Source organism: Streptomyces sp. Q6, assembly GCF_036967205.1.
Lineage (GTDB): Bacteria > Actinomycetota > Actinomycetes > Streptomycetales > Streptomycetaceae > Streptomyces > Streptomyces citrinus.
On the sequence record NZ_CP146022.1, the window covers coordinates 136,742 to 154,261 of the forward strand.

General features: G+C 69.6%; 17 protein-coding genes. 8 read left to right on the forward strand and 9 right to left on the reverse strand.

The window, feature by feature from the left end; all coding sequences use genetic code 11:
* Window positions 1-44 precede the first annotated feature (44 nt).
* Window positions 45-840 (forward strand): IS5 family transposase gene (locus tag V2W30_RS00725; RefSeq protein ID WP_425244652.1). Its coding sequence is split into 2 segments (ribosomal slippage): window positions 45-377 and window positions 379-840, totalling 795 coding nucleotides; the frame shifts between segments, so codons are not numbered across the junction.
* A gap of 64 nt (window positions 841-904) precedes the next feature.
* On the forward strand, window positions 905-1,504 hold the full coding sequence (locus tag V2W30_RS00730; protein ID WP_338692716.1) for an SMI1/KNR4 family protein: 600 nt from the start codon (window positions 905-907) through the stop codon (window positions 1,502-1,504).
* Between the two features lie 122 nt (window positions 1,505-1,626).
* On the opposite strand, the gene V2W30_RS00735 is transcribed toward V2W30_RS00730, so the two are convergent.
* The 5 genes from V2W30_RS00735 to V2W30_RS00755 all read right to left on the reverse strand — a co-directional run bounded on the left by V2W30_RS00735 (window position 1,627) and on the right by V2W30_RS00755 (window position 6,250).
* The gene (locus tag V2W30_RS00735) at window positions 1,627-2,562 is read right to left on the reverse strand and encodes a transposase family protein (RefSeq protein WP_338692718.1); all 936 of its coding nucleotides are present in this window, start codon (window positions 2,560-2,562) and stop codon (window positions 1,627-1,629) included.
* A 118-nt stretch (window positions 2,563-2,680) separates the two neighbouring features.
* Window positions 2,681-3,448: a transposase gene (locus tag V2W30_RS00740; RefSeq protein ID WP_338692720.1), complete on the reverse strand. Its 768-nt coding sequence runs from the start codon at window positions 3,446-3,448 to the stop codon at window positions 2,681-2,683.
* A gap of 45 nt (window positions 3,449-3,493) precedes the next feature.
* Complete coding sequence (locus V2W30_RS00745) at window positions 3,494-3,925, reverse strand: hypothetical protein (RefSeq protein ID WP_338692722.1); 432 nt, start codon at window positions 3,923-3,925, stop codon at window positions 3,494-3,496.
* A gap of 81 nt (window positions 3,926-4,006) precedes the next feature.
* Window positions 4,007-4,945, reverse strand: a complete 939-nt coding sequence (locus V2W30_RS00750; RefSeq protein WP_338703425.1) for a GNAT family N-acetyltransferase — start codon at window positions 4,943-4,945, stop codon at window positions 4,007-4,009.
* Window positions 4,946-5,011: 66 nt separating this feature from the next.
* Complete coding sequence (locus V2W30_RS00755; RefSeq protein WP_338692724.1) at window positions 5,012-6,250, reverse strand: ROK family transcriptional regulator; 1,239 nt, start codon at window positions 6,248-6,250, stop codon at window positions 5,012-5,014.
* Between the two features lie 171 nt (window positions 6,251-6,421).
* Between V2W30_RS00755 and V2W30_RS00760 the strand changes: the two genes are divergently transcribed.
* A complete protein-coding gene (locus V2W30_RS00760) occupies window positions 6,422-8,239 on the forward strand; it encodes a hypothetical protein (protein WP_338692726.1) in 1,818 nt (605 codons plus the stop codon).
* A 113-nt stretch (window positions 8,240-8,352) separates the two neighbouring features.
* On the forward strand, window positions 8,353-10,332 hold the full coding sequence (locus V2W30_RS00765; protein ID WP_338692728.1) for a hypothetical protein: 1,980 nt from the start codon (window positions 8,353-8,355) through the stop codon (window positions 10,330-10,332).
* A 19-nt stretch (window positions 10,333-10,351) separates the two neighbouring features.
* Here the strand turns inward: V2W30_RS00765 and V2W30_RS00770 are convergent, their stop codons facing one another.
* From V2W30_RS00770 to V2W30_RS00780, 3 genes are all read right to left on the reverse strand, one after another.
* Window positions 10,352-11,695 (reverse strand): serine/threonine-protein kinase, encoded by a 1,344-nt coding sequence (locus V2W30_RS00770; RefSeq protein ID WP_338692730.1) that lies wholly within the window; start codon window positions 11,693-11,695, stop codon window positions 10,352-10,354.
* Window positions 11,696-12,029: 334 nt separating this feature from the next.
* The gene (locus V2W30_RS00775) at window positions 12,030-12,398 is read right to left on the reverse strand and encodes a hypothetical protein (RefSeq protein WP_338692732.1); all 369 of its coding nucleotides are present in this window, start codon (window positions 12,396-12,398) and stop codon (window positions 12,030-12,032) included.
* A gap of 563 nt (window positions 12,399-12,961) precedes the next feature.
* Window positions 12,962-13,786, reverse strand: a complete 825-nt coding sequence (locus V2W30_RS00780; protein ID WP_338692734.1) for a phytanoyl-CoA dioxygenase family protein — start codon at window positions 13,784-13,786, stop codon at window positions 12,962-12,964.
* A 99-nt stretch (window positions 13,787-13,885) separates the two neighbouring features.
* Between V2W30_RS00780 and V2W30_RS00785 the strand changes: the two genes are divergently transcribed.
* From V2W30_RS00785 to V2W30_RS00795, 3 genes are all read left to right on the forward strand, one after another.
* A complete protein-coding gene (locus tag V2W30_RS00785) occupies window positions 13,886-14,650 on the forward strand; it encodes an AraC family transcriptional regulator (RefSeq protein ID WP_338692736.1) in 765 nt (254 codons plus the stop codon).
* Between the two features lie 99 nt (window positions 14,651-14,749).
* Window positions 14,750-15,352 carry a CGNR zinc finger domain-containing protein gene (locus V2W30_RS00790; protein WP_338692737.1) on the forward strand — a complete coding sequence of 201 codons (603 nt, stop codon included), beginning with the start codon at window positions 14,750-14,752 and terminating at the stop codon, window positions 15,350-15,352.
* Between the two features lie 5 nt (window positions 15,353-15,357).
* A complete protein-coding gene (locus tag V2W30_RS00795; RefSeq protein ID WP_338692738.1) occupies window positions 15,358-15,753 on the forward strand; it encodes an SRPBCC domain-containing protein in 396 nt (131 codons plus the stop codon).
* A gap of 232 nt (window positions 15,754-15,985) precedes the next feature.
* On the opposite strand, the gene V2W30_RS00800 is transcribed toward V2W30_RS00795, so the two are convergent.
* Window positions 15,986-16,345 (reverse strand): helix-turn-helix domain-containing protein, encoded by a 360-nt coding sequence (locus tag V2W30_RS00800; protein ID WP_338692740.1) that lies wholly within the window; start codon window positions 16,343-16,345, stop codon window positions 15,986-15,988.
* Between the two features lie 139 nt (window positions 16,346-16,484).
* Between V2W30_RS00800 and V2W30_RS00805 the strand changes: the two genes are divergently transcribed.
* On the forward strand, window positions 16,485-17,363 hold the full coding sequence (locus tag V2W30_RS00805; protein WP_338692741.1) for an NAD(P)-dependent oxidoreductase: 879 nt from the start codon (window positions 16,485-16,487) through the stop codon (window positions 17,361-17,363).
* Window positions 17,364-17,520 lie beyond the last annotated feature (157 nt).

Genomic DNA, 17,520 nt, shown 5'->3' on the forward strand with positions numbered 1-17,520 from the left:
TCGTCTCAACTGGCTTGTTCACTAGGCTGAATGCCGTGACAGCGATGGTGGAGCGTCTGGTTCCAGACGGGTTGTGGGAGTTGTTCCAGCGGGTGGTTCCGGCGGCGCCGGTGCGGCCGCAGGGTGGGGGAAGGCGCCGGTATGGGGACCGGCAGGTGCTGGCTGCCATCGTGTTCGTGGCAACGACCGGCTGCACGTGGCGACAACTTCCGCCGGGCTTCGGCCCGTCCGGGCCGACCGCGCACCGCCACTTCACCGAGTGGAGCCAGGCCCGCGTATGGGGCAAGCTCCACCGCCTGGTCCTGGACGAGCTCGGCGCACGCGGCGGACTGGACTGGTCGCGGTGCGCGATCGACTCGGTGAACATGCGAGCCCTCAAAGGGGGACCTGACGGGCCCGAATCCCGTAGATCGCGGCAAGAAGGCATCGAAGATCCACCTGATCACGGAGCGGACCGGTCTGCCCCTCTCCATTGGGATCTCGGCTGCCAACACCCACGACAGTCAGGGTCTGGAGCCTATGGTGCGGGGCATCCCACCCATCCGCTCCCGCCGCGGGCCGCGCCGCCGTCGACCGGCCAAGCTGCACGGTGACAAGGGCTACGACTTCGACTGGCTGCGCACGGGGCTCCGCTCCCGCAGCATCACACCGCGCATCGCGCGCCGGGGCATCGAATCCTCCCAGCGCCTTGGCCGTCACCGTTGGACCGTGGAGCGCACGGTGGCGTGGCTGTCCGGATGCCGCCGTCTGCACCGCCGCTACGAGCGCAAGGCCGAACACTTCCTGGCGTTCGCCGGCATCGCAGCCGCCCTGATCTGCTACCGCAGGCTGACAGCCTGACCGGCGAGACCTCCGAGCTGGAATGATCCTGTCGCAAAGACGACACAAGCCAGCGAGGAACGCCATGACCGACTACCTGGCCGCCGCCATCGCGATGCTCGGCCCGGCCGAGAACCGCTACGCCGACCCCGCCGCCTGGGACCGGCTCCACACCGAACTCGACATCCGGCTGCCGACCGACTACCAGACCCTCGTAGACGCATACGCTCCCATCCAGCTCAACGGCCACCTGTACCTGCACCACCCCGCAACCGAACACTGGAACCTGGGTGACTGGATACGCGGGACGGTCCGCGCCTGGTCCGAAGTCTCCTGGGACAAGCTCGACCCGGACGAGGACCCCCGCCTGCTCTTCGGACTCTCAGAGTTGAGCTTCGGTACGCGGAACGGACTGTGGCCGATCGCCAGCACCGACCGCGGCGAGACCCTGTTCCTTGTAGCCGCGGACGACACAGCGCCCTGGATTCTGATCGAGGACGGCGAGGGCGGCTGGGCACGGTTCGACATGAGCTTCGCCGAATGGCTCTACCGGTACCTCATCGGCGAAGACATGGCCGGCCCCAACACCTCCGCCTTCTACCCCGGCCCGGTACAGCTGTGCCGACTTCCGATGACCGCTGACGAACGGCCGGAGCCATGGAGAGGGCCTGACCGCGGTATGTGACCCCGCACGCCACGACAGCCGCAGGCGCCCTCCCAACTGCCTGGAGAACCAAATGAGACGACCTCTAGCGAGCTCGTGCACGGTAGGCGGTGAGACGTCGCGAACTTCGGTGCGACCCAGCTTCACATCTGCCATGTCGGGTTCAGGTCCGCGGTCTGCTGGTGGGACAGCAGGCCGGCGATGGCTTGGACGGTGTCGCTCATGTGCTCGCGGCGGCCGAGGTGGCGGGCCAGGGCCCGCCAGTTCTTCAGATGGGCGATGCCGTGCTCGACACGGATACGTCGTGATGAGTGCGCCTTGCGCTGGCGCTCGTGCATCTCTTCGTACCAGTCCGGGGCGTTCTTCTTGAACTTGCGGTGCGGTGGTGTCACCACCCGACCACCGGTCTGGGCGCCCAGTCCCTGGTAGCCGCCATCAGCCAGGATCTCGACTGCAGGCCCGTCGGCCAAGAGGTTGACCAGCCCTAACTGGCGGGCATGGGTGATGTCCGCGCAGCTTGCGGGACGGGCCGGGCTGCACCACAGCACGCGGCCTTCGCCGTCCGTGACCACCATGGACTTGACGGCGTTCTGCTTGTTCTTGCCGGAGATGAACTTGTCGCGGTCCTTGCGTCCGGCAGCGGGCCGGCGGACCCGGATCTCGGTGCCGTCGACGATGCCGGTCGCCCCGCTCGCGCCGAGATGGTCGACAACCTCAGCGAGAGACCGCAGCCGCACGTCGGGGCTGACGGTGCAGCCCCGCTCGGCGAGCAGGGGCCGCACCTCACCGATGGCCCGGGTGACGGTGGAACGGTCCGCTCCGAACCAGCAGGCCAGCACATCATGGGTGACCCCGTGACGAAGATGGACCAGCGTGGCCAGCAGCCGGTCGACGAACACCAGCCGGTACTTCGCGCCTGCGCCCACAGCCCTCTGCCGCGGGCGAGCGGCAAGCCTCGCCTGATGACGCTCATGCCACAACGGTCCGATCTCCTCGACGAGTTCAGCAATCACTCCGGCAGTCAGCCCCGTGATCCGCCGATTGCCGATGATCACCGCGCGCGTCGAGTTCCCCACCACCCGACCATGATCAACCATCCAGGCTCGACGTCTCACCGCCTACCGTGCACGAGCTCGTAGGGCTTGTCCCGCAATGATCTTCAGGTGAGTATGGGCCGGTCGCGGTGTCACGGCCGACCTATCTGGCGAGGTTGAGGTTGTGCAGGCGGGCGAGGCCGAGCATGGCATGGTGGACGCCGTCGCCCTTGAGGCGACAGTCCCGGAGGATCTTCCAGGTCTTCATGCGGGCAAAAGTGTGCTCGATGCGGGCACGCACCTGCTTGTGGGAGCGATTGTGTTCCTGTTTCCAGTCGGGGAGTTCCTCGCCGGCCCGGCGGCGGTGCGGCATCACGAGTCCCGTTCCTGGGTAACCGCCGTCGGCGATCGTCACGGTCTTGCCGACGGCGGCCTTCGCTCCCGATTCTTCCCAGGCTCTGCAGTCGTTGCGGTTGCCCGGCAAGGGCTGGCCGACCACGACGATCTGGCGGGGGTCGGCGTCGATGACGACTTGGTGGTTGGTGGAGTACCGGTAATTCTTGGACTGTTCGGCGATCGCGTGGTCGCGGGTGGGTACCAGAGCGCCGTCCACGATGAGGGCGGTGCCCTTCGTGAAACGCTGCCTGGGCTGAAGCGCGAGAAGCGGGCCGAGATGGCCGATGATCCGGTCTGCCGCAGATTTCGAGACGCCGAGCAGCGGAGCGAGTTGGCGCATCGTCAGGTTCGTGCGCCAGTAAGCCGTTTCGAGCAGTACCCGGTTTTCCAGCGTCAGGCCCCACGGCCGACCCCGCCGTACCGCTTCTGCACCCTCACGCCGCAGTGCAGTCACCAACCTGCCGAAACAGCGCGGGCTCGGCCCGGTGAAGGGGGTTATCCAGGACGGCTCGGACGTCGTGATCACACCAGCCACAGCAAGATCATCACATCGTGACCACGTGAGACTGCACGCGAAACCTCACGTGGAAAGGCGGAGGTCTCCAGCCCAGCTGTCGCAACGAACTCGGCCCGAGGCAAAGGTCACATCGAATGCGATGCGGCCGCACTTGGGCTCGAACTCTTCCTTCACCGCCAGGACGTCTTCTCCGAGGTGGGCGGCGAACGGCGTCCGATCACCGACCGGAGCTACCTCGATGCGTCCCCAGCTGTCCACCTCGTAGCCCTCGTGCGGGCGCGAGGACTCCACGATCAGGCACCAGTCCGAGCCGGATGTGACGTGTAGGGAACTGCCTTGGCCGTCGATCAGCCACACATCCAGTGGATCTTCCGCCTCCTCGTCCCCGCTCCGATGCCAGGCGGCGAAGACCTCCCCCAGTCGGCGCCCGACCAGGATCTCAGGGCGTGCGCCGGACCCGTTCAACGGACACTGGTTCACCTTCTCGGACTCCACCCAGCGACCGTACTGTCAGCCAACGTCCCAGCTCACACACTTAAACGGGACAGCCCTAGCCGGAGCACTACCGGGCTTGCGTCAAAGATCGGGGATCAGGCCGGGCTCGACGCCAAGCGCCACCACGTCCTCGCGGACTGCCGTCACGAACTGCGCGATCTCCGACACGAGCACATCCCAGCCAACTGGCGAAGTCCACGAGCCCGGCTCAGAGACAGAGCCGACCCGCCATCCCTCGACAGACCCCACGATCCGCACCTCGCCCACGTCGGCGTAAGACATCGAGTCGAACTCGAAGTCATCGCGGTCGCCGTCCAGCTGGCCCAGCCAACCCACTAGGGCGCGCGCCAGTTCAGCCACCGGAAACAGCCCCTCCGCCATCACCACCTGGCTGCCATCCCGGATGACCAAGTCGGCTTCGATGTCCACGAGCAGAACCCCGAGAGGTGCCGTTTCAGGACGGAGGCCACGGCGGTTCAGATCCGGCATACCCACATTTTGGTACGCGAATTTCACTGCCATTTGGCCCTCCCTGGAGTCCAAGGGCCCGCAGATCCGCCAGCCACCCAACGCATGAATCCTACCAAGCTGCCCAATAGGGCTCTCTATAGGAAAGCGGGACAGCCCTTGGTCGTCGACGAAACCGAGCCGTCGGTTCATGCCGATGGCCGCTGCGTTGTCGGGGTGGTGGAAGGTCCGCAGCCAAGGCGCGCCGTGAGAACGCGCGAAGCCGATGGCCAGGAGCTTCATGGCTGGCGAGATTCCTCTTCCCCGGTGGCCGGCCGGCAGCCCGGTCATCTCGCTGAACGCGTGTCCTTCAGGGTGGAGCGACGTGGTTGCCCTGCCGACCCGTGAACCGCTGTCCAGGGCGAGAACGACGCCGTGAGGATCGTAGGTCGGTGTCTCGATGCGCTGGGCTACGTACTCGCCGGACGTATAGAAACGTGTAGAACTGCCCCGTTCCTGACCATCGTCGCCCTTGTCGACGCTCCTCGCGGCGGCCCCGGGGACGGACAGCAGGGGGCTCGGAGAGCGAGCATGATCGTGTACGTCGCGGTGGGTTCCGCCGCACTCTCCGGCTCTGCCTCAGCCCACCGCTCCCGGGTCCTGGTACACCGCGCCGAGGGCCAGATGCGCACCGCCCCGCGCCGCCGCCGTGAACCCGAGACGCGACAGGGCCACCTCGCAGCCGCCCCCGTCGGGCGCCATGACACGCTCGGCGACGACCTCGCGGACCCGGTCGAGGATGAGGTCGCCGATGTGGGTGAAGTAGCCGCCGAGTACGACGCGCCCCGGGTTGAGGACGTCGGCGAGCAGCGCGATGCCCAGGCCGAGCGCGTCGGCGACACGCTCCAGCGCCTCACGGGTCCGTACGTCACCCGCGTCGGCCCGGTCGTGCAGCACGGCGAGCCGGCGCTCCAATGCGACGCCCTGATCGTGCACTTCGTCGTCCGCGTCGGCGGCGAGCCGCAGAATCGCGTCGAGGCCCACCATCGTCTCCCAGCACCCGGCGCGCCCGCACACGCACGGCCGGCGCTCCGGGTCGAGCGGCATGTGCCCGACCTCGCCTGCGAAGCCGGCGGAGCCGCGCAGCAGTCGCCCGCCGCTGATGATGCCCGCGCCGATGCCCCGTTCTCCGGTGATGCACACCATGTCGGGGATCCGCCCGTGCGCATGCTCGGCTACGGCGCCGAGTTTCGCGTCGTTCTCCACGGTGAGCGGCAGCGCGGCGGCCCCGAGCCGGTCGAGGAGCCCCGCGGTGACGGCCACGTCGCGCCAGCCCAGGGCGGGTGCGTAACGGACGGCGCCGGCCCGGGTGTCGACGACGCCGGGCACGGCGACGGTCAGGCCGACCGCGCGGGCGCCGGCCCGGCCGAGCGCGGCCGTGCACCGCGCGATCGCGCGGGCCGTGAGGTCGAGCACGGCGTCGGCCCCCGCGTCGCCGACCGCGACGGCCGTGCGGTGCTCGAACGCCACCTCACCGCCGAGTGTGAGCGCGAGGACGTGGACGTAACTGGTGCTGATCTCGACGCCGATGCCGCAGATGTGTCGCCCGTCGATCCGCACCAGCGTGCCGGGCCGGCCGACCGCGCCCTCACGCCGGGTCGGCCCCTCCCCTGCGAGGCCGAGCCCGACGAGTTCGGCGACGAGGCTGGTCACGGTCGGCTTGGGCAGGCCGGTGCCGGTCGCGATCCGGGCTCGGGACAGCGGGCCCTCGTCGCGCAGCATGCGCAGCACGAGCGCGAGGTTGGCACGCCGGATGGAGCCGCGGTCGCGGGCCCGCGACGGCCCGGACAGGTCGCTCGCGCGCGGTTCAGCCTTCACTTGTCCCTCGTCCTTCCCGGCCGCCGGGGGCGCCCGGCACGGTCACATCATCGCAAAGCCGCATCCCCGTGGGGCAGTTGAGGCCGCGACGAGTCTTGACAGCCGCGACATTAGTTCGGATCGTAGTCGAACTAATTCATCGCCGCGCTGCTGTGATCCAGAGGAGCCCCTGTGTCCCCAGCCCGTTCCCACGCCCGCACCAGAGTCGCCGCCGCGTGCGCGGCCGCGGTCACCGCACTGCTCGGCACCTCCCTGGCCTCGCCCGCGCACGCCGCGAGCGAGGCGGACCACACGGTCACGGTCGGGCAGAAGGGTCCGTGGACCAACCCCGACGACTCCCCCGCCGCCCCGATCCTCGACAAGGACGGCTCCTTCCATTACCAGTCCGCGCACGCCCTGTACGGCAAGGACGATCCGCGCGAATGGAAGTTCTGGACGGGCAGGGACTTCGACGCGGCGCAGCCGGACACGAAGCTCGACACCGCGGTGAACCCGGCCAATCCGGCTGACCGCAACGACGACACGACCTGGCGCTGCAACAACTCCCCCACCGGCCGCGAGGCCACGTTCCCGCCCGCCGGATCCTCGTACGCGCAGAAGAACTTCTGCGACCTCATGGGCGTCTGGGTCGATCCGGACTCGGGCAATTGGTACGGGCTCGTGCACAACGAGTTCACGCCGAGCCCTTTCGGTGACGGCCTGCACTACGACGCGATCGACTACGCCGTCTCCAAGGACCACGGCAGGACCTGGGACATCAAGGACCACGTCCTGACCTCGCCGTACAGCACGAAACGCGGTGACGCGACCGCGTTCCCGAACGAGACGTACTACTACGGCGACGGCGACCCGCGCCTGTTCGTGGACACCGCGTCCGGCTACTTCTACGTCTACTACAACGCGCGGGCCATCCCGAAACCCGGCTCCCCCGGCGGCTGGACCGACGCCAGTCTGGCGCACGTCGCCCGTGCTCCCCTGTCGGCCAAGATGGCGCCGAGTTCGTGGAAGAAGTGGTACGACGGCGCATGGTCGCAGCCCGGCATCGGCGGCAAGGAGAGCAACATGCTCCCGGTCGACTCGGCCGACGACACCGGGTACACGCCGGTCGAGCACGACTACGACCCGGCGACGAAGGGGTCGGTCAAGGAGCAGCAGGACGCGGGTGAACTCCCCGCCAAGGCGGACCTGTTGACGATGAACATCGCATGGAACGCCTACCTCGGCCTCTACATCGGCACACCCGAGGCCATCCACCAGGACAGCACCGAACCCCAGCGGTTCTACGCCACCGACAACCTCGCCACACAGAAGTGGCGGCTGCTCGGCGACTCCGGGGACTACCTCACCGGCTCCTGGTACCGCTGGTTCCTCGATCCGGTGAACAGGACCAGCTCTCAGATCGTCGGCAGGACGTTCCGCAACTACTGCTCGTTCCAGTGCTCGGGCGGCAGGGACGGGGAGTACTACGACGCCACGATCGACACCGCGCGGCCTGCGGCACCGGTCAAGGCGGGCGGCACGTACGCCATCGCGAGCGGGACGGGCCGGTACCTCACGCAGGCGGAGGGCAACACCACCACGTCGGTGGAGGCGAACGGCCTGACCGTACGGGGTCGTTGGGTGTTCACACCGACCGGCGACGGCGCGTACGCCGTCTCCAACGCGACCACGCACCGCCTCCTGGGCGTCGACTCGACCCGGAACGCGGGACGCGCCTGGTCCGCCAGGCCGACGGTGACGGCGGCACCGGGATCCGGTCCGGCGGTGGGACAGCAGTGGTGGGTGATCCCCGGCCGCGGCGCCGACGGCGAGCCGAACGGCACGGTCCGCCTGGTCAACCGCTACAGCGGCCTGTCCCTCGGCCTTTCGTCGGACCGCACGAGGGCGGCGGAGACGACACCGGCCCGCGCGTGGACCGCGCCGAGCGACAGTGGCGTCGGCGCGGGCCGTACGGCGGACGAGCAGACCTTGCGCCTGACCGCCCGCTGATCTCCCGGCCGACCACGGCGCGACCGGCACTCGGCCCGCTCCCTCCCCTCCCTTCCCCGTCCAGCTCACCCGGCCGGATTCGGCCCCTGGCACTGCCCGCAAGGAGAACCATCGTGCCCGCCCGCTACCACCTGCGTTTCCAGGTCGCCCCCGGGCCCGATGCCGAGCGGCACGCGGTCGAACTCGCCGCCTTCTGCCGGGAGTCGGGGGTCGAGGAGGCGGTGCTGCTGCTGGCCGCGGAGGAGTTCCACGCCGGTCACCCCACGGCCGTCGAGGAGGAAGTCCTGTACGAGACCGTGTCCCGGACGTCCGCCGTCCTGCGGGACGCCGGGATCGGTGTGAGCCTCAACCCGTGGGTCACGACGGGGCACGCCGATCGCGGGCGCCGGGACCGGCACGGCTTCGCGCCCATGGTGGGACCGGACGGGACGGTCGCCACCGCCCAGGCATCCTTCGCCTGCCCCGTCTGGCGCTCCTGGCTCGCCGCCCATTACGGCCGGTTCGCCCGACTGGGCTTCCGTGTGCTGTGGCTGGAGGACGACTTCCGCTACCACAACCACGCGCCGCTCACCTGGGGCGGCGGCTTCGAGCCGTTGATGCTGGAGCGGTTCGCGTGGGTCGCCGGAGAACAGGTCACGCGCGAGCGGCTGGTGGCGGCCGTGACCGCGCCCGGGACTCCGCATCCCTGGCGGGCGCTGCTGCAACAGGTATGGCGCGAGGCGCAGTTGGAGGTCGCGGCCCTGGTCGCCGAGTGCGTGGACACGTGTACGGAGGGGCGTTCGCGGGTGGGTCTGATGAGTTCCGTTCCGGGTGCGCACGGCGTGGAGGGGCGCGACTGGGCCGGCCTCTTCGACGCCCTGGCGATCGGCGGCGAGGCGGTGCAGCGGCCGCACTTCGCGCCGTACAGTGACACGCCGGGCCGCACCCTGAGCGGCAGCGTCTGGTTGTTGGAGGAGCAGCGGGCGTTGCGTCCGGCCCATGTGCGCAGCGAACCCGAGATCGAGAACTGGCCGCACACCGCCTGGTCCAAGTCCGACACCCAGACGTGGTCCGAGCTGGTCGCCGCCCAACTCTCCGGCGCCGACGCCCTGTTGCTCAATCTACATCCCACCCACACGGGCCGGGCCGGCCGTCACCCGCGCATCGCCGAGCTGCTGCGCCGCTCGCGCCCCGCCCTCGATCTCGTCGCCGCCCGCACGGCGGACGCGCTCGGCACGGCAGGAGTGTCTCTCGTCGTACGCCCCGACGCGGCGGCCCACGCCCGCACGCACCGCCCCGGCCACCTCGGCGACCTGGCCGTCGAAACGACCCCCTGCGCCGACTTCCTCCTCCGCAACGGCGTCCCGGTCACCGCCGAAGACGCCCCGGTACGCGTCCTGTTCGGGCCGACCGCGTACGCCGTGAGCGACGACGACCTGCGCCACCTGCTGAGCGGCGGCCTGCTCCTGGACGGCATCGCGGCCCATATCCTCGCCGAACGCGGCTTCGCGGAACTGATCGGTGTCACGGTCGCCGAACGCGTCGACCGCGAGCAGGGCTCCTACGCGTACGAAACGACGCAGGACGAAGACCTGCTGCTCAGCGTCAATACCCAACCCGCCCTGGCGCGCCTGCGACCGCACCCCGGCACGGAACTCCTGACCACCGTCCGCACACCGGCCGGCCGCGCCTGGGGCGTGGGCCGCAGCCTGTACACCAACCGGCTCGGCGGCCGCGTGGCCGTGCTGGCCGCGACCCGCCCCGACCAGCTCCCGTACGACGACGAGGGTCGACGTCTCCTGCACACCACGATCCGCGCTCTGGAAGGCTCCCGACCTGCGTTGCCGCTGATCAGCGGCGGCCCCCATCTGATCCCCCACCTCCTGCGCACCCCGACCGGCCGCCACCTGGCCATAGCGAACGGCAGCGCGGACCCGGCCACCCCTCGTATCTCCGTACCGGGCCGATCCCCAGCCGAAGCCCAGTTGCTGTCCCCGCTGGCGGAACCGATGCCCGTACCCACTGTCGAAGCGACACTGCCTCATCGGGGCTGGCTCCTCTTGAACCTGCCGCCGGAGGGTGAATCGGATCATTCACCTCGCCCGGACCGGTGATCCCCGACCACGACGCCTGTCATCGTGTCGCTGATCGTTGAGATCGTCGGTCCGAAGCCTCGGTCTTGAGGTGCTTCTCGTCCTTCTGCTTCTGCTTCTTCCTTCCCTGCTGGACCGGCCCAGGAGCCGGTCGGTGCGGGAGTGCCCTGGTGCCGTCCGGCCCTGCGCTGCCGCTGACTCGCACACTCGCCGTATCGGCGGCAGGGCGCACGGTGTCGTAGCTCGGGTCATGGGGCGGCGTGATCCTTGAAGTGCTGTCCGCCTCGTCCGGTTGCTGCGAGCCGGTCGTCTTCGCGGGCGCGGAGGACGAAGGGTGAGGGCGGCCTGCCGCGTCGGCGGCGGGAGGAGGTGCGACGTCGTTCAGGACGGCACCGGTGATCACGAGTGTCAGCGCCCCCGCCACGGCGACGGTCACCGGTGGGAGCCATGCTCGGCGAGCTCGCTCGGCGAGGGTGACGGATGTTGGTTCCGCAGGGTGCGCTGGTGCCGCTGCGGCTTCTGCCGGCGCAGGTGCGAGGTCGGTCGGCCGAGGGACGGAGGTGCGGTGCGTGACCGTGGTCGTGCGCGTTCGCGACACAGGGATCACGGGTTGCGCGGCAGGGGCTGGAGCGGACGCGACCTCCGCGAGCAGGCGCAGCAGGCGGGCGGTGTCGGGGCGATCTCGCGGATCCTGTGCGGTGACGGAGGACAGCAGGCGAGCCAGACCGGTGGGGACCTGTTCGGGGATCCGAGGGGCTTCCATCAGGTGGCTGATGCCCGCTTCGAGGGGTGTCGCGTGGTGGGGCGTCTCGCCGGTGAAAGCCTCAAGGAGAACCAGGCCCAAGGCGTAGATGTCGCTGGCCTTGCTCGCACCGCGCCCCAGCAGTTGCTCGGGGGCCATGTAGGCGAGGGAGCCGACCAGGGTGCCCGGTTCACTGTGGGTGTGGTCATCGACGGAGCGAGAGAGCCCGAAGTCCGCCAGGCGCGGTGCACCCAGTTCGTCGAGGAGGATGTTGGACGGCTTGATGTCACGGTGGATGATGCCGCAGCCGTGCACATGGTCGAGGGCCGAGGTCAGAACCGTCGCCAGCCGTACGGTCTGCGCGAAGGGCAACGGGCCCTCGGTGAGACGGTCGCGCAACGTCGTTCCGCGCACCAACTCGGTGACCATGTAGGCGCTGTCGCCGTCTCGGCCGACGTCGTAGACAGTGACGAGCGCTGGGTGGGAGAGACGGGCCAGCGTCAGCGCCTCGTCACAGAATCGGTCCGCGGAGATCGAGTCCGCCGTAGGGCGGAAGACTTTCACCGCCACTTCACGCCCCAGAACCGTATCGACGGCGGCGAAAACGTCCGCTGTTCCTCCCGCCCCCAGCCGGTACTGCATCCGGTACCGGCCGTCGCCCGGTGAAGGCTCCTGTGCGAGCGCGGCGGTGTCCCTGCCGCCAGGTCCTATCAGCATCAACAGCCTCCTCCAAGCGCGGCAGTGCACTTCGCGTACCCCGACCCGCACAGGCCACGCCAAGGCGACATCGTTCTCTTACGGGCGTCCCACGGTCCGTCTTGGTCACCAGACCGAGGTCGGTGTCGCCGATGCGCTAGCTAGCGGAGGCAGAAGGTGGGGCCTTCCTCCGGTACGCGGAAGACCTCCTCGGCGTCGAGCAGTGTCACCGACGACAAGCTGGACCCAGGCGTCAGGGCAACGGTCCACACCTGGACCATCAGCAGGCGTCGTTCGCATGTTTGTCGAACTGGGCGCGGCTCATGGTCCTGTCATCAGCCCACCACTGCCCAGGCTCCAGCGTGTCGATGTCCGTGGCCTCGAAACGGTTGACGCCGCGGTACTTCACCACGGTCGCACGCTCTTCCGGCGACCATCTTCCGACCACGAACTCCACGGCGTAGAACCCGTCCGCCGACAGCTTCCTGGCCGGACGTACCTTGACGTGCCAGGACTTCGGTGGGTGGTAGACGCTGATCTCCTGTTCTCCTGTGACCGACTGGGGCGGCCGGGCCGACCAGTCATCCAGCGCTTCGGCATCCACACGGTCGGTGTCACCGTCGACGTGCCGGATGCTGATCTCCTCCATGTGTGTGCCCTGTGAGCAGGGACGCAGCAGAGCCCGCACGTCCCCGTCGGGGCCCCTACCGATGGCCACCAGCGTCAGTTCCGGCGGACTGCACCCCGCGCTCAGCAGTGCGAGGACCACCATCGCGCCGACGCCCGGCAGCCCTCGCACCGCTCTGGCCCGACGGCCTCTCACGCCGATGTCCCTCAACGCGGCTCCCCCATCTATCCCCCTACAGGATCCCCCGCGAGCCTAGGGGCTCTTGAACCCGTGGCCCCTTGGGCCCTTGGACCCTTGGCTCCTTGGCTCCTTGGCCCCTTGGCTCCTTGGCTCCTTGGCTCCTTGGCTCCTTGGGCCAGATCCTCTTCCGCCAGCACGACAGAGCTGGGTCAGGCAGAAGCCTCGTTGACCGCCGGCCCTCTGTCCATGCCTCCGTACTTCAACAGCGGCGGTGTCCAGCCTCCGACGTCCTGGACAGTCCCCATAGGGCCCCGGCCGAGGGCGTCCAGGGGACAGCCGGTGATGACATCACGACGGCCGCCCCGAGATCCATCCACGGCGCGAAATCGTCGGCTCCCCGCAACTCACAGGCCGTCGCGGTCGTGCCAATGCTCCTGCCAGCGCCAGTCGATGGGGTCGTCGGCGCGCTGGTACCGGATGTCGGTGGACAGCCGGGCCACTTCGTCGGGGTCGGCGTTGTCGAGGGATGCGTGGACCATGTACGGGGAGTGGACCACCATGTCGCCTGCCGCGTAGTCGGCGACCAACCAGCGGGACGCGAACTTGTCGGCCAGTGCCGGGAGATCGGCCGTGATGGACGCGGCGGGCCTGCGCAGGCGGCCGTCCTGTTCCTCGGCCCGCACCCGCTGATGGCTGCCCTCCAGGTAGACAAGGCCGCCTCGTGCGGCGGGGCAATCGCCCAGCGGGATCCAGGAACTGAGCACCCGGTCGGTGCCCTCCCGGAGGTACACCAGGTCGTAGTGCGCCTGGGTGGCGAATCCGATGCCCGTGTCGCCCGCCCGCTGATGCCGGATGATCTTTCGCCGGTGCAGGAACACCGGCGCGTCCAGGAACCAGGCGTACCAGTCGCGGATCGCGGGTTGGGTGCAGAACGCGTCGTAGACGGGACCCGGCACCACCTGCTCGAACAGCACTCGGCGCACGGCCGCCGGGTCCGGGTGCCCTCGGCCGCGTTCACGCAGCCCGGTTGTGGCCATGGCCTGGAAATAGTGGCGGCGGAAGGCGGTCACACGGTCTGGGGGCAGGGCGCCTTGGAGATAGAGGTAGCCGTCACGGCGCAGGCGCGCCCACAGGGCGTCGCGGTCATGCCGTTCTTCGTCGGGCACCGGTGTGAGAGCGCCCATCCTGGCGGGCGCGGTGTCGAGTGAGTAGCCGTTGGACGTCAGCATGGGCACCATCCTCGACGCGCCCTGCCGGCGAAGCCATGAACGAAAGCGGCCCGGCAGGGGGACTCTTCGGGTGCGATCCGTGCCGCTTACAGTGACCGCATGCAGGGCTGGTCGCGCTATCTCACCCCCGCCGCCGCGCACTGGGGGCTCGGTCTGGTGTGCCTGGGAGCGGGCGGGCAGAGCGGACACGTCGGGACGGTACGAGAGCGGGTGCTGTCGACGCACGCCATGGTGGTGGTGACCGCGGGCCGCGGCCGCTGCAACGACCACGCGGTCACTCCGCCGGCACTGTTCCACCTACCGGCGGGCGCCCCGCACACCTACGGCCCTGACCGGCACGGCTGGAGCGAGCAATGGGTGCTGTACGACGGCCCGGCCGCCCGCGCGTACGCCGAACTCGGCTATCTCCCCTCCGGGGTGCTCCCCCTCACCGACCCGGCATCGGCCGCCCTGCGGTTCACCCGGCTACGCCGAGCCCTGGACCGCCCCGACCCCGAGACCGCGTCCGCCGCGGCCCTCCACGAACTGATCACCGCGGTGGGCCGCCCCCGGTCCACGCACCCGGTCCTGGCCGCGCTGGACCGCAACAGCGCGCTCCCCCTCGCGGCCACCTCGGACGAACTCGGCCTGAGCCCGGAGCGGTTGCGGGACGTCGTCCGGGAGCAGACAGGACACGGACCGAAGGAGTACGTCCAGCGGCTGCGCATCAACCGGGCCAAGGAACTGCTCGCGGAGACGGACCTGACCGTGGCGGCGGTGTCCCGTCGGACCGGGTTCAACGACGCCGGCTACTTCACCCGCCAGTTCACCCGCCGCACCGGCATCACCCCCTCTGCCTTCCGCATCCAGCAACAGCGCGGGTGACGCCGCAATCCCCCCTCGGCCCGCCCACGACCCGGCGGGCGTGCGCTCGTCTTCGGCCGATTCCCTGCCCCACGCCCTGTAACCAGTTATATTGGTTACATGGAATCCTCGCCCACCACAGGGCTGACGCTGCACTCCCGCACCGGCGTCGCCTACCGGTTCGACCCCGGTGCGCTGTGCCTGGAGCTGCTGACCACCGGCGGTCCCGGCCCCTACAGCCGGTACGAGGTCCTGCACGAACCCGCCGACCTGGCCGCCTGGGCAGACCGGTCGCGCCTCACCCCGACGCCCGTACTGGACGTCCGCGCGGCGGACGTGGCCGCCCTGCGGACCCTGCGCGACGCCCTGTTCCGCGTGGTCATCGCCCACACGCGCGGCGAGCCACACCCGCCCCGCGATCTGGACGTCATCAATGAGACGGCCGCCCGTGCGGCCATGGCCCCCGCCATCGCCCCGGACGGAAAGCGGCGCTGGGCCGCAGGCCTCACCGGCACTCACCTGGCGGCCACCGTCGCCCGGGACGCCGTCGAACTGCTGACCGGCCCGTTCGCGCACCGCATCCGCACCTGCGCGGCGGAGGACTGCCACCTCATCTACGTCGACACGTCACGCCCCGGTCGCCGCCGCTGGTGCTCCATGGAGCACTGCGGCAACCGCCACAAAGTCAGGGCGCTGCGCGCCCGCCACTCCGAGGAAGGATGACCGTCATGCCCACAGGACTCACCCAGGACGCCGGTTGGCAGATCGGCGTGTCCCGCACCCTGCCGCATCCCGCAGCCGTCGTCTGGGACTTCATCAGCAGCCCCGAAGGCATCAGCCTCTGGCTCGGCCCCGGCGCGGTCCTCACCCCGGAACGGGGCGCCGCCTACCGGACGGACGAAGGAGTGACGGGCGAGGTGCGCGGCTACCGCCGCGCTGACCGCATCCGCGTCACCCACGGCACCACCACGCTCCAGGTCGCCCTCGCACCCGCGGCCGACGGAGCCCGCACGATGCTCCGCTTCCACCAGGAACACCTGGCCGGCGCTGAGGAGCGCGAACGGCAGCGGACGCACTGGCAGCACGTCATGGACCAGGTCGCCACCGCCCTCGAACGGCGGTAACCGCCGATCGCTTCAGCATCGCCATCACGTTCTGGTTCCAGGCCGGAGATCCCTGGCGAGGCACGACCGCGCGCGGATCGGCCACCGTTGTACGGCCGGGGCGCTGAACTCGTCGGCACGGCCGACCCGTTCGGCGCCCCTGGCGGCCACCGCACGCCAACAGGCCATGGAGCCGCGGGAACAGGATGTGCGCGCGGCGTCGGCTGTCGTAGAACCGCGGACGGCCCGGTGCTCACGCGGCGTCGACGGGGACCTTCTCCGCGCCGATGCGCCGGATACGCTCCTGCCCCCACTCGACCAGGGACTCCAGGGCCGTGTTGAGGGTGGCGCCGTGCTCCGTGAGGGAGTACTCGACCTTCGGCGGCACCACGGGGTACACCTCCCGGTGCACGAGGCCGTCCTCCTCCATCTCCCGCAGGTGCTGTACGAGCATCTTCTCGCTGACGCCCGGAAGTCCGCGCCGCAGCTCCGCGAACCGGCGCGTGCCGTGCTCGTGCAGTTCCCAGATGATCAGGGACTTCCACTTCCCGGCGACGACGTCCATGGCCGCGTCGAGCCCGCAGAAGTAGGGACCTCGTCGTGCTGTTGCCATGAGTGCCTCCATTCGGCCCGGGAGGTACTTACCTTCCGGTGAGTACTGCACTAATTAGTCCGTACTGGTCAACTCTACTGGCGCTGAGGAGGATTGAGGCATCAACACCACCTTCCGCACCACCTGAGGGAGCAGTGACATGCACGAGATCCACGCCACCGACGTGACCGTCCTCGGACTCGGCGCGATGGGCAGCGCGCTCGCCGAGACCCTGGTGAAGGCCGGGGTGCGGACCACGGTCTGGAACCGTTCGGCAGGCAGGGCACAGGCGCTCGTCGCACAGGGAGCGAGAGAGGCCGCCCATGCCGCGGAGGCGGTCCGGGCGAGTCCGCTGGTCGTCGTCTGCCTCTTCGACCACGACTCGGTGCACGAGGTACTCGACCCGCTCGTGGACGACCTGGCAGGGCGCACGCTCGTCAACCTCACCACGACCACGCCCGAACAGGCACGGCGGTCGGCACTGTGGGCGGCCGAGGCGCAGATCGCCTACCTGGACGGGGGCATCATGGCGGTCCCGTCCATGATCGGACAGCCGGGGGCCTCGATCCTGTACAGCGGTTCGCAGAAGGTGTTCCGTCACCACGCGTCACTGTTCGAACACTGGGCGACCAGCACCTACGTCGACGAGGACGCGGGTCTTGCCTCGCTCTACGACTTCGCGTTGCTGTCGGCGATGTACGTGATGTTCGCAGGGTTCATGCAGGGCGCGGCCATGCTGGCACCGGCGGGCATTCCGGCGAGCCGCTTCGCGGCGATGGCCGCCCCGTGGCTGACCGCGATGACCGGCGAACTCGCCGGATACGCCGAGGTCATCGACGGCGGTGACTACACCGTCCCGGGGCAGCAGAGCCTGACGTTCTCCCACCTCGGCCTCTTCATCGAGGCGATCGCCGACCAGGGAGTGAGCCCCGAACCGATCGCCATGGTCCAGCGCCTCATTCAGCAGCAGGTGGACGCCGGCCACGGGACGGAGGGATTCGCCCGCATCATCGAGAGCCTGAAGCACCCCGGCAATTGATCGATCGTTGTTGAACTCCCCTTCCTGCAACGCTGTTGAGGCTTGCGCCGGCGTGGCTCTACAACTGCGAGCACCCCGGGCCGGCGCGAGTGATCGAGTCAGGCCCACGACAACCCGCCGGCCCCCCACCCTGCTGCGCTCCTCCGAGCGCGCGCCT

Bases quoted from the DNA above. Each gene is read 5' to 3' on its own strand.
- V2W30_RS00730 (WP_338692716.1), top strand. From the start codon at position 905: ATGACCGACTACCTGGCCGCCGCCATCGCGATGCTCGGCCCGGCCGAG.
- V2W30_RS00770 (WP_338692730.1), bottom strand. From the start codon at position 11,695: ATGCAGTACCGGCTGGGGGCGGGAGGAACAGCGGACGTTTTCGCCGCC.
- V2W30_RS00775 (WP_338692732.1), bottom strand. From the start codon at position 12,398: ATGGAGGAGATCAGCATCCGGCACGTCGACGGTGACACCGACCGTGTG.
- V2W30_RS00780 (WP_338692734.1), bottom strand. From the start codon at position 13,786: ATGCTGACGTCCAACGGCTACTCACTCGACACCGCGCCCGCCAGGATG.
- V2W30_RS00785 (WP_338692736.1), top strand. From the start codon at position 13,886: ATGCAGGGCTGGTCGCGCTATCTCACCCCCGCCGCCGCGCACTGGGGG.
- V2W30_RS00790 (WP_338692737.1), top strand. From the start codon at position 14,750: ATGGAATCCTCGCCCACCACAGGGCTGACGCTGCACTCCCGCACCGGC.
- V2W30_RS00795 (WP_338692738.1), top strand. From the start codon at position 15,358: ATGCCCACAGGACTCACCCAGGACGCCGGTTGGCAGATCGGCGTGTCC.
- V2W30_RS00800 (WP_338692740.1), bottom strand. From the start codon at position 16,345: ATGGCAACAGCACGACGAGGTCCCTACTTCTGCGGGCTCGACGCGGCC.
- V2W30_RS00805 (WP_338692741.1), top strand. From the start codon at position 16,485: ATGCACGAGATCCACGCCACCGACGTGACCGTCCTCGGACTCGGCGCG.